The sequence below is a fragment of the Mesorhizobium ciceri biovar biserrulae WSM1271 genome (assembly GCF_000185905.1).
Taxonomy (GTDB): Bacteria; Pseudomonadota; Alphaproteobacteria; order Rhizobiales; family Rhizobiaceae; genus Mesorhizobium; species Mesorhizobium ciceri.
Genome location: NC_014923.1, coordinates 3,009,610 through 3,024,077, shown reverse-complemented (window position 1 = coordinate 3,024,077; position 14,468 = coordinate 3,009,610). Strand labels below are relative to the sequence as shown.

Annotated in this window: 12 protein-coding genes; 10 read left to right on the top strand and 2 right to left on the bottom strand. The window is 64.0% G+C overall.

What is annotated here, in order from left to right:
* The first annotated feature begins 194 nt into the window (after positions 1 to 194).
* The 7 genes from MESCI_RS14550 to MESCI_RS14520 all read left to right on the top strand — a co-directional run bounded on the left by MESCI_RS14550 (position 195) and on the right by MESCI_RS14520 (position 8,440).
* A complete protein-coding gene (locus tag MESCI_RS14550; protein WP_013530705.1) occupies positions 195 to 692 on the top strand; it encodes a (2Fe-2S)-binding protein in 498 nt (165 codons plus the stop codon).
* Complete coding sequence (locus tag MESCI_RS14545) at positions 689 to 1,747, top strand: FAD binding domain-containing protein (RefSeq protein WP_013530704.1); 1,059 nt, start codon at positions 689 to 691, stop codon at positions 1,745 to 1,747. The genes MESCI_RS14550 and MESCI_RS14545 overlap by 4 nt, the downstream gene beginning before the upstream one ends.
* Positions 1,737 to 3,995: a xanthine dehydrogenase family protein molybdopterin-binding subunit gene (locus tag MESCI_RS14540; RefSeq protein ID WP_013530703.1), complete on the top strand. Its 2,259-nt coding sequence runs from the start codon at positions 1,737 to 1,739 to the stop codon at positions 3,993 to 3,995. Before MESCI_RS14545 ends, MESCI_RS14540 begins: the two co-directional genes overlap by 11 nt.
* Positions 3,996 to 4,227: 232 nt before the next feature.
* Positions 4,228 to 4,707, top strand: coding sequence for a (2Fe-2S)-binding protein (locus MESCI_RS14535; protein WP_013530702.1), 480 nt, complete (start codon positions 4,228 to 4,230; stop codon positions 4,705 to 4,707).
* Positions 4,704 to 5,687 carry an FAD binding domain-containing protein gene (locus tag MESCI_RS14530; protein WP_013530701.1) on the top strand — a complete coding sequence of 328 codons (984 nt, stop codon included), beginning with the start codon at positions 4,704 to 4,706 and terminating at the stop codon, positions 5,685 to 5,687. The genes MESCI_RS14535 and MESCI_RS14530 overlap by 4 nt, the downstream gene beginning before the upstream one ends.
* Positions 5,684 to 7,981, top strand: coding sequence for a xanthine dehydrogenase family protein molybdopterin-binding subunit (locus MESCI_RS14525; RefSeq protein WP_013530700.1), 2,298 nt, complete (start codon positions 5,684 to 5,686; stop codon positions 7,979 to 7,981). The genes MESCI_RS14530 and MESCI_RS14525 overlap by 4 nt, the downstream gene beginning before the upstream one ends.
* Before the next feature lie 123 nt (positions 7,982 to 8,104).
* The gene (locus tag MESCI_RS14520; protein ID WP_127224178.1) at positions 8,105 to 8,440 is read left to right on the top strand and encodes a hypothetical protein; all 336 of its coding nucleotides are present in this window, start codon (positions 8,105 to 8,107) and stop codon (positions 8,438 to 8,440) included.
* A 70-nt stretch (positions 8,441 to 8,510) separates the two neighbouring features.
* On the opposite strand, the gene MESCI_RS14515 is transcribed toward MESCI_RS14520, so the two are convergent.
* Both MESCI_RS14515 and MESCI_RS14510 read right to left on the bottom strand, forming a co-directional pair.
* Entirely contained in the window at positions 8,511 to 9,572 is a 1,062-nt protein-coding gene (locus MESCI_RS14515) for an isopenicillin N synthase family dioxygenase (RefSeq protein ID WP_164919907.1), read from the bottom strand.
* Positions 9,569 to 10,528, bottom strand: a complete 960-nt coding sequence (locus MESCI_RS14510) for a LysR family transcriptional regulator (RefSeq protein WP_013530698.1) — start codon at positions 10,526 to 10,528, stop codon at positions 9,569 to 9,571. The genes MESCI_RS14515 and MESCI_RS14510 overlap by 4 nt, the downstream gene beginning before the upstream one ends.
* On the opposite strand from MESCI_RS14510, the gene MESCI_RS14505 reads away from it, so the two are divergent.
* The 3 genes from MESCI_RS14505 to MESCI_RS14495 are packed head-to-tail and all read left to right on the top strand — an operon-like array spanning position 10,504 to position 14,466.
* Complete coding sequence (locus MESCI_RS14505) at positions 10,504 to 11,865, top strand: BMP family ABC transporter substrate-binding protein (protein ID WP_164919906.1); 1,362 nt, start codon at positions 10,504 to 10,506, stop codon at positions 11,863 to 11,865. The genes MESCI_RS14510 and MESCI_RS14505 overlap by 25 nt on opposite strands.
* Positions 11,865 to 13,415 (top strand): ABC transporter ATP-binding protein, encoded by a 1,551-nt coding sequence (locus MESCI_RS14500; protein WP_013530696.1) that lies wholly within the window; start codon positions 11,865 to 11,867, stop codon positions 13,413 to 13,415. Before MESCI_RS14505 ends, MESCI_RS14500 begins: the two co-directional genes overlap by 1 nt.
* Positions 13,408 to 14,466 carry an ABC transporter permease gene (locus tag MESCI_RS14495; protein WP_013530695.1) on the top strand — a complete coding sequence of 353 codons (1,059 nt, stop codon included), beginning with the start codon at positions 13,408 to 13,410 and terminating at the stop codon, positions 14,464 to 14,466. The genes MESCI_RS14500 and MESCI_RS14495 overlap by 8 nt, the downstream gene beginning before the upstream one ends.
* The last annotated feature ends 2 nt before the right edge of the window (positions 14,467 to 14,468 follow it).

Genomic DNA, 14,468 nt, shown 5'->3' with positions numbered 1-14,468 from the left:
ATCATATAATCAGGGGAACCGGTATGTCACGTCTTTCGAACACGCAAGCCGACATCTCCCCTGCCCGCCTGCCTCGCGGGAGATCCGCCATCTCCGCTTTCGCCGTCAAGACCTGACCCAACGGTTACCTTGCCCTTCTGCGGCAAGGCACCAGTTCAATCCCATCCGCGTCAAGCAACTGGAGCCAGACGCCCATGACCAGCCTTCCCATTACCCTCACCATCAATGGCCACCGACACCAACTGGAGGTCGATCCACGCGTAACCCTGCTCGACCTGCTGCGCGAGCGGCTCGATCTCACCGGCACCAAGAAGGGCTGCGACCGCGGCCAATGCGGCGCCTGCACGGTGCTGGTCGACGGCAAGCGCATCAACTCATGCCTGGCGCTGGCGGTCAGCCATGACGGCGCCCAGGTCTTGACCATCGAAGGCGTCGCCAACGGCGAGGAACTGCATCCGGTGCAGGCCGCCTTCATCGCCCATGACGGCTTCCAGTGCGGGTTCTGCACACCCGGCCAGATCATGAGCACGCTCGGCCTGATCGCCGAGGGCCAGGCCGGCGACGACCCCGAACGCATCCGCGAGGGGCTGAGCGGCAACATATGCCGCTGCGCGGCCTATGGCGGCATCGTCGAGGCCGTCCTGGAAGCCCAGCAACAGCTTGTCAAAGCCGACCGGAGGACCGCGGCATGAGAGACTTCGACTACATCAGGCCCGCCACCATCCCCGACGCCATCGCCGCGGCAGCCGAGCCGGGCTCGGCCTATCTCGCCGGCGGCACCAATCTGCTCGACCTGATGAAAGGCGGCATCACCAGTCCCGAGCGTATCGTCGACATCTCCCGGCTGCCGGAACTCAACCGCATCGAACGGCTGGACGATGGTGGCCTGCGCATCGGTGCGCTGGTGCGTAACGCCGACCTTGCCTACGATCCGGCGTTCGCCAAATCCTATCCGGCGGTGGCCGAGGCGCTGCTGTCGGGCGCTTCGGCGCAGCTTCGCAACGCCGCCACCGTCGGCGGCAATCTGTTGCAGCGCACGCGCTGCAGCTATTTCTACGACACAGCCAGCGCCTGCAACAGGCGCCAGCCAGGCACCGGCTGCGACGCGCTGGAAGGCGAAAACCGCCTGCACGCCGTGCTCGGCTGGAGCGACGCCTGCATCGCCACCCACCCGTCGGATTTCTGCGTGCCGCTGGTGGCGCTCGACGCCGTGGTCGAGATCGAAGGCAAGAAGGGCCGGCGCCATGTTTCGCTGGAGGAATTTCACCGGCTTCCCGGCGAAACGCCGCAGCGGGAGAATGCGCTGGAGCCTGGCGACCTGATCGTGGCGGTGCGCCTGCCGGCGGAGGCTGCCTCCTTCTCCGCCAATGCCCGTTACCTCAAAGTCCGCGAGCGCACCTCCTATGCCTTTGCCGTCGTATCGGCCGCAGCAGCGCTTGTCGTCGACGGCGGCAAGATCCGCGCCGCAAGGCTGGCGCTGGGCGGCGTCGCGGCCAAGCCGTGGCGGGCACGCTCGGCGGAAGCCGTCCTGCTTGGCGCGGACGCCAGCGAGGCGACCTTCGCCAGCGCCGCGGACGCTGCCTTGGCCGATGCCAGCCCTTCCGGCGACAATGCCTTCAAGATCGAGCTTGCCCGCCGCATCGTGATCAGGGCGCTGATCTCTGCGCTTTCGGGAACGCCCGAGCGTCTGCCGGCCCTTCCTGCCTCCCCGTTCTCGAACATTCCTGGAGCGCGCCATGACGCTTGAACTCAGCCTCAACCAGCAACCCGCCCATGCCCGGCAAGGCTCCAGCATCGGCCAGCCGCTGACCCGCCGCGACGGCTTTCTGAAAGTCACCGGAGCCGCGCGCTATGCCGCCGACAACCATCCGCCCGGCATGCTCTACGCCGTGCTCGCTGTCTCTAGCATCGCGCGCGGCCGCGTCGCTGCGCTGGATGTCGAGGCGGCCAAGGCACACAAGGGCGTGGTCGAGGTGATGACGCCCAAGAACCGGCCAGCGCTCGCCGCCGATCCGGACGCCAAGGACCATCCCTTCATGTTCCGGCTCGACCTCTTGCAGAACGACCAGGTCCGCTACCCCAATCAGAGCATCGCCGTGGTGATCGCCGAGACGCTGGAGGCGGCGACCGAGGGGGCGGCGCTGCTGTCGCCGCGCTATGAAGTGATGCCGGCGCGCGTTGGCCTCGACGGCGCCGAAAGTATCGTCCCGCGTGCTGTCGGCGTCGGCGGTCCGGCCGTGCAGCACAAGGGCGATGTCGAGGCCGGCCTCAAATCGGCAAAGACGCGGATCGAAGCCACCTACGAGACGCCGGCCCAGTACCACAACGCCATGGAGCCGCATGCGATCGTCGTCGCCTGGGAAGGCGACACACTGTCGATCGACACACCGAGCCAGGGCCTTGCCATGGCGCAGGGCCGCATCGCCGGCCTGTTCGGCATCGCGCCGGAGAACATCCACATCCGCAGCCCGTTCCTGGGTGGCGGCTTCGGTTCGAAAGGCATGATCTCCGGGCCGCAGGTGCTCGGCATCCTGGCGGCGCGTCTCGTCGGCCGTCCGGTCAAGCTGGTGCTGCGGCGTGAGCAGATGTACGGGCCGGTCGGCCACCGTGCGCCGACGCGCCAGACGCTGCGCATGGGCATGGATGGCGAAGGGCGGCTGACGGCACTCGACCATCACGCCAAGACCGCGTCGAGCACGTTCGACGATTTCTTCGAACCGGCGGCGGATGCCTCGCACACACTCTATGCCAGCCCGGCCATCGCCACCTCGCACGATGCGGTGCGGCTCGATACCGGTACGCCGCTGTTCATGCGGGCGCCCGGCGAAGCCACCGGCTCGATCGCGCTGGAGAGCGCTATCGATGAGGCAGCCTACGCCTGCGGCATGGACCCGCTGGAATTCCGGCTGCGGAACTATGCCGAGGTCGAGCCGATGACCGGCAAGCCGTTTTCCTCCAAGGCGCTGCGCGAATGCTACAGGCAAGCGGCCGAGACGTTCGGCTGGGCGAGCCGCCCCATTCAGCCTCGGCTGATGCGCGACGCCGACGGTTTCCTGACCGGCTGGGGCATGGGCACGGCGACCTTCCCGGCGATCATGTTCCAGGCCGAAGCGCGGGCGGTGCTGAGAGCCGATGGCAGCGGCGTGATGGAGACCGGCGCTCAGGACATGGGGCAAGGCGCCTGGACCGCCTTCGCCCAGATCGCCGCCGACGGACTGGGACTGGATATCGACCAGGTCGATTTCAGGGCCGGCAGTTCCGATCTGCCCAATGCAGGCATTGCCGGCGGCTCCGGCCACACGGCGACGGCCGGCATGGCGATCCACAATGCGGGCGCCGCCGTCATCGCCAGGCTCGCCGATCTCGCCACCGGCGACGAGGGCTCGCCGCTCTACGGCGCCGGCAATGAAGGCGTGCTGGCGCGCGGCGGCCGCCTCTATCGGCGCGACGATGAAAGCCGCGGTGAAAGCTACGCCGAGATCCTCACGCGCGCGGGCCTCACCGAGATCGAGGGCCACGGCAAGGGCGCTCCCGACCCGGCGTCTCAGGAGGCCTATGCCAAGCACGCGCACGGCGCCGTGTTTGCCGAGGTGAAGGTCGATCCGGATTTTGGCCAGATCCGTGTCACAAGGCTGGTCGGCGCGTTCGCCGCCGGACGGGTCATCAATCCCAGGCTGGTGCGCAGCCAGTATTATGGCGGCATGATCTGGGGCGTCTCGTTCGCGCTGCATGAGGAAGCCATCACCGACCGGCGCTCTGGCCGGATCCAGAATGCCAACCTCGCCGAATATCATGTCCCGGTGAATGCCGACGTTCCATCGATCGAGGCGTTGCTGGTCCACGAGGACGACCCTCACGTCAACGCGCTCGGCATCAAGGGCGTCGGCGAAATCGGCATCACCGGCACGGCCGGCGCCGTCGCCAATGCGGTCTGGCATGCGACCGGCGTGCGGCCGCGGCGCTTTCCGGTCCGCATCGAGGACCTGCTGGGGTGAGGAGTGGTCCACCTAGCGGATGGGAAGCCAATTGCTTGGCTTCCCGAACGACGAATGGTGAAGGCCCGGTCCGCCTTCGGGCGCACCAAAAAGTCCAGTGGACCTTTTTAAGGGGCTGAACGCCCGAAGGCGGGGAGCGGCAGCGAAGGGCCGCACAGCCGGCGCCAGGTCCCCGCCGGCTGCCAAAGATGAAATCAACGACTTCGCGTCAAGCAACTGGAGCCCGACGCCCATGACCAAAACAACGATCCCAGTTCATCTCGACATCAACGGCCGTGATCACGATCTGCAACTCGAGCCGCGCGTCACGCTGCTCGATGCCTTGCGCGATCGCCTCGGCCTGACCGGAACCAAGAAGGGCTGCGACCACGGCCAGTGCGGCGCCTGCACCGTGCATATCGACGGCGAGCGCGTGCTGGCCTGCCTGACGCTGGCCGCACAAGTCGAGGGCCGCACCGTCACCACCATAGAGGGGCTTGCACGGGAGGGCGAAATGCATCCCGTGCAGGCTGCCTTCCTCGAACAGGACGCCTTCCAGTGCGGCTATTGTACGCCGGGCCAGATCATGTCGGCGGTCGCCTGCATCCGCGAAGGCCATGCCGGCTCCGACGAAGAAATCCGCGAGTATATGGCCGGCAACCTCTGCCGCTGCGGCGCCTATCCGCACATCGTCGCCGCTGTCCGCCAGGCAGCATTGGAGGCCGCATCATGAGGGATTTTTCGTATGTGCGCGCCAATTCGCTCGATGCGGCACGCCAGGCGGCCGCCCTGCCCGGCGCCATGCTCTTGGCCGGCGGCACCACGCTGATCGACCTCGCCAAATGCGGCGTCGCCGAGCCCGAGACGCTGGTCGACATCGCTCATCTCAAAGGGTTGGACAGGATCGAGGTGAACGAACGCGGCGCCACCATCGGCGCGCTGGCCAGGATGAGCCATGTCGCCGACCATGCCGACATCAAAAGCCGCTTTCCTGCGGTATCGGAAGCCCTGTGGCAGGCGGCTTCCGCGCAGATCCGCAACATGGCGACTATCGGCGGCAATCTGATGCAGCGCACGCGCTGCCCTTATTTCCGCGACCCGGCGAATTTCCCCGCCTGCAACAAGCGTCAGCCCGGCTCTGGCTGTTCGGCGATCGGCGGCGTTACCCGTGGCCATGCGGTGCTTGGCATCAGCGACGCGTGCATCGCCATGTATCCGGGCGACCTCGCCGTGGCGCTGGTCGCCTTCGATGCGATCGTGCATCTGGGCGAGCGCCACATCCCGGTCGACGACTTTTTCCTGCTGCCCGGCACCACGCCGGATCGGGAACATGCGATCGAACCGGGCGAGATGATCACCGGGATCGAGATCCCCGGCTCGGCCTCTGCCCGGCGTTCGACTTATCTCAAGATCCGCGACCGGCAATCCTATGAGTTTGCCGCCGCGAGCGCGGCGGTCGGCATTGAGTTCGAACCTGACGGCCGAACGATCCGCGATTTGCGCGTCGCGCTTGGCGGCGTCGCGACCAAGCCGTGGCGTGCGCGGGCCGTGGAAAACGCGCTGAAGGGCAAGGTGCTTGAGCCGGACACTGTGCGCGCCGCCAGCCTGCTCGCCGTCGAAGGCTCTGTCGACCATGGCGCCAACCATTACAAGGTCGAACTGGCGCCGCGCGTCGTCGCCCGCGCCATCCGCAAATTGGGAGAGACGGCATGACCGTTCACAACATCAGGCATGGGGATGCGTCCGACGGCGCTTTTGCCGAAGCCGTCGGCGGCCGGCTGTCGCGCATCGACGGCCCGGCCAAGATCACCGGTGCGGCGAAATACGCCGTCGAGCAGCAGCTCGAAGGCCTCGCCTACGCCGTCCTGGTCGAGAGCACGATTGCATCGGGCAAGGTGCGCGCGATCGACACCACTGCCGCCGAGGTGGCGCCCGGCGTGCTGCAGGTGCTGACGCCGGACACCATCATCAGCCTGAAAACCGCGGCGGACTGGTTCGGCACGCCGCCGCCCGACAAGCCGTATTGCCCACTCGCGCGCGACATCACCTTTTCGGGTCAGCATGTCGCCGCCGTGGTCGCCGAGACCTTCGAGCGGGCGGTCGCGGCGGCGGCACTGGTCAAGGTCAGCTATGAGGAAACGCCTGCCATCGTTGACCTCAGCGACGGCAAGGCCGGCGATGGCATCGCGATCGACGCCATGACCAAGGAGTGGGGCGACGCGCAAGGTGCGTTTGCCTCGGCGCCGGTCCGCATCTGCGCCGCCTACAACACGCCGCGCGAGTACCAGGCGCCGATGGAGCCGCATGGCCTGATCGCCCGCTGGGAGGGCGACCGGCTCACCGTGTGGGAGCCGAGCCAATGGCTGGACGGCATGGCGCGCACCTATGCCGAGTGGTTCGGTGTGCCGTTCGAGAACGTGCGGCTGGTGTCGCCCTATATTGGCGGCGGCTTCGGCTCCAAGGCGCTGGCGCTCAGCCATGGCGCGGTGGCCGCCTGTGCGGCCAAAATGCTCGGCCGGCCGGTGCGGCTGGTGATGACCCGGCCGCAGACTTTTACCGGCTATGGCGGCCGCGCGGCGACGCGCCAGACGGTGACGATCGGCGCCGACGTGCAGGGAAAGATCCAGTCGATCGTGCATCGCGGCGTCAATGAAACATCCATCGACGGCATGTGGGTCGAGCCGCTCGGATCGGTCACCTCGATCATGTACACAACGCCGAATTTCTCCTCGAAGCAGAATGTCGTACGGGTCAATTCGGTGGTGCCAGGCGCCATGCGCGCGCCGGGCGAAAACCCCTCAGCCTTCGGCATCGAAAGCGCCATCGACGAGCTTGCCTACGAGGTCGGCATCGATCCGCTGGAGATCCGGCTCCGAAACTATGCCGAGCAGGATCCACATGCCAAAAAAGCCTGGTCGACCAGGCAGTTGCGCGAGGCTTTTGCTGCAGGCGCCGAACGCTTCGGCTGGTCCAGGCGCACACCCGAACCGCGCTCGATGCGCGACGGCAACCAGTTGATCGGCTGGGGCGTCGCCGCCGGCACCTATCCGGTGCGACGCGCCTATGGCGAGGCGCTCGTGCGCATCCTGGCCGATGGTTCGGTCGAGGTCGAAAGCTCCTCGATCGACATGGGCCAGGGCACCTACACCATCCTGGCGCAGACCGCCGCCGAAACGCTCGGCGTGCGAGCTGACGACGTGGTGGTGAAGCTCGGTGACTCCCGCTTTCCGCGCGCCGGCGTCACCGGCGGTTCGCGGCTGGCCGGCGTGATGACGGGTGCGGTCTACAAGGCGGCAACCTCGGCCCTCGACCAGTTGGTGGGCCTCGCCATCAGCGATCCACGCTCGCCCTTCCACGCGCTGCAGGCCAACACGCTGGTCGTCGCCAATGGCCGTATCGCTTCGCCGCGCGGCGACGGCCCCGATGTCTCCGTCGCCGAACTGCTCAAGAGCGTCGGCCGCGACCACATCGAAGCCACCGGCGACACCATGCCGGCCAATTCGACGCCAGAGGATCGCTACAAGAACTACACCACCATCGCCATGTCGGTGCCGCACACCGAGGGCGACTATTCCCGCCACTCCTGGTGCGCGCATTTCATCGAGGTGCGCGTCGACGAGGACTTTGGCACGGTGCGTGTATCGCGTGTGGTGTCGGCGCTGGATTCGGGCCGGCTCTACAACCCGAAACTTGCCGAAAGCCAATGGAAGGGCGGCATCATCATGGGCATCGGCCAGGCGCTGCTCGAAGAAGGCATCGTCGACCGCCGCCACGGCCGCATCGTCAACAACAACCTCGCCGACTACCTCGTGCCGACCAATGCCGACATCCCCGACATCGAGGTGATCTCGGTCGGCATCCCCGACCTGCATTCCTCGGTGCTCGGCGGCAAGGGCGTTGGCGAACTGGCCATTGTCGGCGTGGCGCCGGCGATTGCCAACGCGGTGTTCCATGCGACGGGAAAGAGGATCAGGGATCTGCCGATCACGCTGGAGAAGCTGATTTAAGGGCGGTGGCCGATCTCCCCCTTGAGGGTCCCCTTGTGGGGAGGCCAGGCCGCAGCTTCGGGCGGTGGTGCTCCCTCCACACTTTCACCTTCAGCACTCGCGCAACCATCGAGGGGTAAGACCATGAGCGACATCCATTTTGGCACCGGCAAAATGCCCCCTGAAAACATTACCCCCCTCAGCATCGCCGACTGGCTGTGCCTTGCCGCGGCCATAGCCGAAACCGAGGCCCGCCACGCGATCCGAAAACCGCTGACCCGGACGACGAGCCGTGACTTCCTTATGCAGGTTTTCTGCTCCGTTGCTGCTCAAAGCCCAAATCGGCAAGACCGCGCTCCACCAAGCCCTCAAAGCCGAAAAATTAGCCACATCCACCGTCAAACCGAAATGGGTTCTTCTGGTGACGCCATGGCTAATCAGTTAACCCGACGCTACCCATCGAGGGTGCTATCATATTGATCTCGGTCGACGGACGGCGGGTATGCGATGCGCGGCCACAGGAGCGGCCGCGCATGACAGGATTATCCGCTTAAGCCGCGGTTTCGGCGCCGGCCTCGCTTTGCGCGGCATAGTGCGCAAATGTCGCCTTGAAGCGGCCGTTGACGTATTCGCCCGACGTGATCGGAGGGTACTTCGCAGGATGATCCTCATCAATGCAACTGGGAAGCACCTCGATCACGGCATCATAGTTTGGACCGAAGAAGAACGGGATCGAATAGCGTTCTTTGCCGGAACGGTTCACCGCGCGGTGGACGGTCGAGGCGAAAAGGTCATTGGTCCAACGCGCCATCTGATCTCCCACATTGACGACGAAGCAGCCGGGGACGGGATCGGCCGCAATCCACTCGCCAGTTGCATTCAGTACCTGCAAGGCTGAAATACCATCCTTCTGGGCCAGGATCGTGAAGCACTCATAGTCCGAATGCGCCCCAATGCCGATCTGGCGGTCATCGATCTCGCCAAACTGCGGTGGATAGTGGAGCACCCGCAAAGTTGCGAGCGGCTTGCCGACCAGCAGGTCGAAATATGTCTCCTCCAACCCAAGAGCCAGAGCAAAGGCATGGAGCAGGTGGCCACTCAGCGTCAGCATCTCGGCATGGTAGGCTTCCAGTGCCGTTCGGAATTCCGGCCTGCCCGCTGGCCACTGGTTGGGACCGTAGAGTACTTTGCCGGCCTTCACGTCCGGATCGTCGGCTGGCACATCCAGCGCAATATCATAGGATTCGTGCAGGTCTCCGCGCGCGGTCGGATCCGTATTCTCTTCCAATATTGCCGCATAACCGCGATTATTCTTTGACTTGGAAACGTGATTCTCCATCTTCACGTCATCGGATTCGGCGAAATACACCTCCGCCACCCCAAACGTGGCATCGATGACATCCTTCGGAACGTGATGGTTCTTGATATAGAGGAAGCCGACTTCCGTGCAGGCCTTGCGTAGTTCCTGGGCGAGCTTTCGCTTGGCCGCCTCGTTGCCTGCGAACATGGGCTCGAGATCGATGATCGGGATCTTGTCGAAGCTGACACGCTGCGGGTCGAGCCCTCCCCCTTTCATTGCACGCGCGCCATTACCGGTTTCAAGGACCTTCATTTTTCTGTTCCCTTTTCTTGCTGGCTTGCATCGAAGATTGTTTCGACGTAGTAGCGCGGCCCCGTGAAAACGAAGCCGGGCGAGAAGTAGCGGCCGCAGACATCCATGAACGCGGTCATCTTACGCGATGGGGCGTGCGGGCGCGATATGCGGATGCTGACCCGCTTTTCCGCGGACTCCCATGTGTCGAGCAACGGAATGAGGTGGCCGCGTTCACACTCGATCGTGGTGAAGAAGTGCGGTAGATAGGCAATGCCCTCGCCCGCAACGGCGAAGTACTTGATAGTCCAGTATTCGTTGGCGATCAGGTTGCTGCGCGGCAAGATACTTTCCTGCGCGGTACCTTTCTGTAGCCGCCAGTGCTGCAGGCCCGCCGAGGTGCGATAGACAATGCCCTGGTGTTCCGCCAAATCGGCGGGTTTTCGTGGCATCCCGGCACGCTCGACATAACTCTTGCTGGCAAAGAGTGCGAATTTTGCGGTGGAGAGCGTTTCGCCGACTTCGATACCTTCGTCCCATGAAATCACGGCGTCGAGCATATCGAGGCTCTCTGGCGCGTAGAGAACGTGCGGCGAAAAGAAGGTGAGTTCGATTTCCACCTTGGGGTAGAGCTTTCTGAACGCCATGAGCATCTGCGTGTAGTAGGCCGTGCCGAACTCCCCCGTGGCGCCGATCCGCAAGGTTCCCGTCACGTCGTCGCTCAGTTCCGTCACGGCGGCCCGCGCCGTATCGCAGCTTTGCAGGATCTGCCGCGCGTGCCCGAGCAGGGTTTGCCCTGCTTCCGTGAGCAACAGGACACGGCCGGAGCGCTCGAACAGAGCGACCTTCAGATCGTCTTCAAGCTGCTTGAGCCGGAGACTGAGCGTGGATTTGGGCAGGCCGTACAACTTCGCCGCGGCCGACAATGACCGCAGTTCCGCGATTTTTACAAATGATGCCAGAGCATCGGTGTTCATTTGATCGTTCACATTTCTGCACAAAGTGCCCAAAAAATGAGCATGATTATTTTTGTTGCATGAACGAACGTAATCGGCTGTTATGCACTGCACAAGAGCCAATTCGCTTTTGCCAAATCAAAAAAGACGCTCCGGCGGCAATCGTCACCGTGCAGGGAAGCTGCATGGGCGCGGCGTGCTTCCGGCTGAGAAAATCAAAGAAAAACAAGGGGAACCACGAAATGAAAGAGCGCAACACGAAGCCGTCCGACTCAGTTCGCCTGTTCGCGGCGGCGGCCACGGTTTTCGTATTCTGTGCTACGTCCGGCGCTTATGCCTTTACTCTGGAAGGGGCGCCCAAGGTCGCGTTCATCTACGCAAGTTCAGCGCAAGACGGCGGATGGAACGAAGCCCTCGAGGCCGGGCGCAAGGCCTTGGAGGAACAGCTACAGGTGCCCGTCTCGGTGACGGAGAACATACCGGAAGAGGCCACGAAGCTGCGCGCGGCGATCGATCTCTACGTCAAGCGCGGCTTCAACATCATAATCGGCACCACCTATGGCTACAGCGCCCCAATGGCCGAAGCGGCCAAAGCCTATCCGAATGTGGCGTTTCTCAGTGCTTCGGGCACGGAGAATGGGGCCAACATGGAAAGCTTCTATGCCCGCACTTACCAGGGTTGGTACCTTGCAGGCATCGCGGCAGGACAGGCGACGAAGACAAAGAAGATCGGCATCCTCGCCGGCTTTCCGGTCGGCGTGGTGAACTGGGATATCAACAGTTTTGCACTCGGGGCCCGTTCGGTCGATCCTACGATCGAAACGGTCGCGGTCTTCGCCAACTCCTGGTGGGACCCGGTGAAGGAAGGGCAGATCGCCCAGGCCATTCTCGACCAGAAGGCCGACGTGCTCGCCACGAATCTGAGCGCGACCTCGGCGCTCGACGCCGCCGAAAAGGCAGGCGTTCCTTCGATAGGCTTTCAGCTCGACATGTCGCATGCCGCGCCGCGGACGATCCAGACCTCCGTCATCTTCCGCTGGGAGAAATATCTTGTGCCGACGATCAAGGAGATCATCGACGGCAACTGGAAACCCGAGGAATACGGCGCTTTCGAAGGCCTTGAAACCGGCGTGGTCGAGCTTGCTCCTTTTGGCCCCTCGGTTTCCGAGGAGACCAAGGCAAAGGTCGAGGCAGCAAAGCAGGAGATCATCGCCGGCAAGCTTGATCCATTCCAGGGCCCTCTGAAAAAGCAAGACGGCACCATCGTTGTCGATGTCGGCGGGAAGGTCGACGATGCGGCGCTCTGGTCGATGGACTATTTCGTCGACGGTGTCATCGGCACCATGCCGGCGAAGTAATGACGACGGCGCTTCAGCAAGCGGGCGACATGCGACAACCGCTGGGCACGCCGGCGGCTCTGTTGATGCGCGGCATAGGCAAGTCGTTTGACGGCAAAGCCGCGCTCCGCGATGCGTCCTTCTGTCTCGAATGGGGGGAGGTGCATGCCATTGTCGGTGAGAACGGTGCAGGCAAGTCCACTTTGATGAACGTGGCGGCCGGCGTCTATGTAGCAGACGGGGGCGACCAATCGATCGACGGCGAAGCGATCAGTTTGCGCAGCCCGCTGGAAGCCGCCGCCGCCGGTCTCGGCATGGTCCATCAGCATTTCCGGCTGGTCGAGAGTTTTACGGTTGCCGAAAATGTTCTCCTCGGCTTCGGCCGCAAGGCTGCTGTGAAAACGCTGACCGATGCGGCGGCGATCGTTTCCGCCAAGTCGAGCGAGATCGGCCTGCCCGTCGATCCGCACAAGCTGGTAGCGAATCTTTCGATCGCCGAACGCCAGCGCGCCGAGATCATCAAGGTCATGCTTCTGGGCGCCCGAATTCTGGTCATGGACGAACCGACGGCGGTGCTGACCGACGAGGAAGCGCGCACGCTCCTCTCTTTTGCCCAACGATTGTCGAGGCAAGGTCACGCCGTGGTTCTGATCACGCACAAGTTCCGGGAGGTTGCCGCTTTCTGCGACCGGGTAACGATCATGCGGCACGGCGAGACCGTACTTGAGGGTGCGCGGGTTGCGAACGTCACCGAAGCGGAGGTGGCGCGGTTGATGGTCGGCGATGCCTTGACGGTTGCGGGCAGGCCGTTATCTCGGCCGGGTGATGTGTGTCTGAGCGTGGAAAGGCTTTCCGCACGGGCGACCGCTCACGGGCAAAGCCTGAACGATCTCGGGTTCGAGCTGCATGTAGGCGAAATCCTTGGCATCGCCGGCGTCGGCGGGAACGGGCAGGAGGAACTCGTTGCCTGCCTTCTCGGACTCGACCGTGCCGGCGCCGGCGCGATCGTACTGGATGGCCAGGACATATCCACCGCCAAGCCAGACCAGCGCCGCGAGGCCGGCTTGCGCGTCATCCCCTCCGACCGCTTTGACAGCGGGTTGATCCGGGAGCTTTCCATTGCCGACAATCTCGCGCTCACGACCGTCGCCAGCGGTAGCTTCGGCGGCCCGTTTCTCCTGAGCCGGCGGGCGATGCGCGAGAAGGCCGCCGAGGCCATCGATGCGTTCGATATCCGCGGCGCGACGCCGGAACGGCCGGCCTCTTTGCTCTCGGGAGGAAACGCGCAGAAAGTGTTGCTCGCGCGGGAGCTCGATCACGGCCTGAAGGTTCTCATAGCGCATTCCCCTTCTCGCGGGCTGGACATGAAAGCGGCCGAGTTCGTCCGATCGGCGATCCGCAGAGCTGTGGAAGCCGGCGCGGCTTGCCTTCTGATCAGCGAGGATCTCCAGGAGGTCATGTCCCTGTCCCATCGGGTGGCCGTCATGAACAGAGGAAGGATCGCCGGCTGCCGTCAGACCGGCGACGTCACGCCTGAATGGATAGGAGGCCTTTTAGCAGGCCATGCTTGACACAGCTTTCCTTGTTCGCAGGCAAAATCCCGGCTTCTTGTTGACCAGTCTCAGTTATGTTGGCGGACTGTTGGTCGGGCTGACGGTTTCGGCGGTGCTGCTCGTGCATGCGGGCGTGCCGGCAAGCGCTCTTGTGGATGAGTTCCTGATTGCAACTTTTCTGACCTCGGACGGCCTCTCCCAGACGGCGACGGCCGCTTTACCGTTGGTGCTAGTCGGCCTCGCCTCCGGCGTTGCCATGCGCGTGCGGTTTTGGAACATCGGCGTGGAGGGCCAGCTATGGCTCGGCGCGATCGCGTCAACCTGGGTGGCGCTGAACGGCAGCGGGCCTGAAGTGCTGAGGTTGCCGACGATGTTCGTTCTGGCGGCGCTTGCGGGAGCCGCCTGGATTGCGATTCCGCTTTTTCTGAAACTCAAGTGGGGCGTTAACGAGGTTATTTCGACCCTGCTGCTGGGAAGCGTCGCGTTTCTGCTCGTGCAGCATCTTCTGTTCGGGGTCTGGAGAGACCCTTCCAACAGCTTTCCCGTGACCGCCACCTTTCCCGAGGCGAGCTGGTTTCTCGTTCTGGGATGGGGGCAGTTGCATGCCGGAATCTTCCTGGTCGCCGTTATCGCATTGTCCATCTGGTTCGTCATGGAACACAGCCGGGTCGGCTTCTACGCGGATGCTGTAGGTTTCAACGCCAAGGCCGCGCTCGCCACGGGCCTGCCGGTGCTCAGCATAGCCGTGGGGCTCGTGCTGCTCTCCGGCGCTCTCTCAGGCGTTGCCGGCATGATGATCGTGGCGGGGACGGAGCACCGCCTCAACCAGTCCGTCGGCAACGGCTATCTCTTCAGCGCGATCGTGATCGCCTACCTGGCCCGCGCGAAGCCATTGTGGGTGGTCGTGATCTCTTTCGCGCTCGGCGCGGTGTTCACCGCCGGGAATGTCCTGAAGGTTTTCTACTCGATCTCCGAAGCGATGATCGTGCTGATGCAAGGCGCGGTACTGATGTCGATTTTGATGGCGCAGTTCTTCAGCTCCTATTCGCTCAAACGGCCCAAGAACTAGGA

What these genes read in the sequence shown, in the direction of transcription:
- MESCI_RS14530 (WP_013530701.1), top strand. Translation starts at nt 4,704, where the DNA reads ATGAGGGATTTTTCGTATGTGCGCGCCAATTCGCTCGATGCGGCACGC.
- MESCI_RS14525 (WP_013530700.1), top strand. Translation starts at nt 5,684, where the DNA reads ATGACCGTTCACAACATCAGGCATGGGGATGCGTCCGACGGCGCTTTT.
- MESCI_RS14500 (WP_013530696.1), top strand. Translation starts at nt 11,865, where the DNA reads ATGACGACGGCGCTTCAGCAAGCGGGCGACATGCGACAACCGCTGGGC.
- MESCI_RS14515 (WP_164919907.1), bottom strand. Translation starts at nt 9,572, where the DNA reads ATGAAGGTCCTTGAAACCGGTAATGGCGCGCGTGCAATGAAAGGGGGA.
- MESCI_RS14540 (WP_013530703.1), top strand. Translation starts at nt 1,737, where the DNA reads ATGACGCTTGAACTCAGCCTCAACCAGCAACCCGCCCATGCCCGGCAA.
- MESCI_RS14545 (WP_013530704.1), top strand. Translation starts at nt 689, where the DNA reads ATGAGAGACTTCGACTACATCAGGCCCGCCACCATCCCCGACGCCATC.
- MESCI_RS14520 (WP_127224178.1), top strand. Translation starts at nt 8,105, where the DNA reads ATGAGCGACATCCATTTTGGCACCGGCAAAATGCCCCCTGAAAACATT.
- MESCI_RS14510 (WP_013530698.1), bottom strand. Translation starts at nt 10,528, where the DNA reads ATGAACACCGATGCTCTGGCATCATTTGTAAAAATCGCGGAACTGCGG.
- MESCI_RS14505 (WP_164919906.1), top strand. Translation starts at nt 10,504, where the DNA reads ATGATGCCAGAGCATCGGTGTTCATTTGATCGTTCACATTTCTGCACA.
- MESCI_RS14535 (WP_013530702.1), top strand. Translation starts at nt 4,228, where the DNA reads ATGACCAAAACAACGATCCCAGTTCATCTCGACATCAACGGCCGTGAT.
- MESCI_RS14495 (WP_013530695.1), top strand. Translation starts at nt 13,408, where the DNA reads ATGCTTGACACAGCTTTCCTTGTTCGCAGGCAAAATCCCGGCTTCTTG.
- MESCI_RS14550 (WP_013530705.1), top strand. Translation starts at nt 195, where the DNA reads ATGACCAGCCTTCCCATTACCCTCACCATCAATGGCCACCGACACCAA.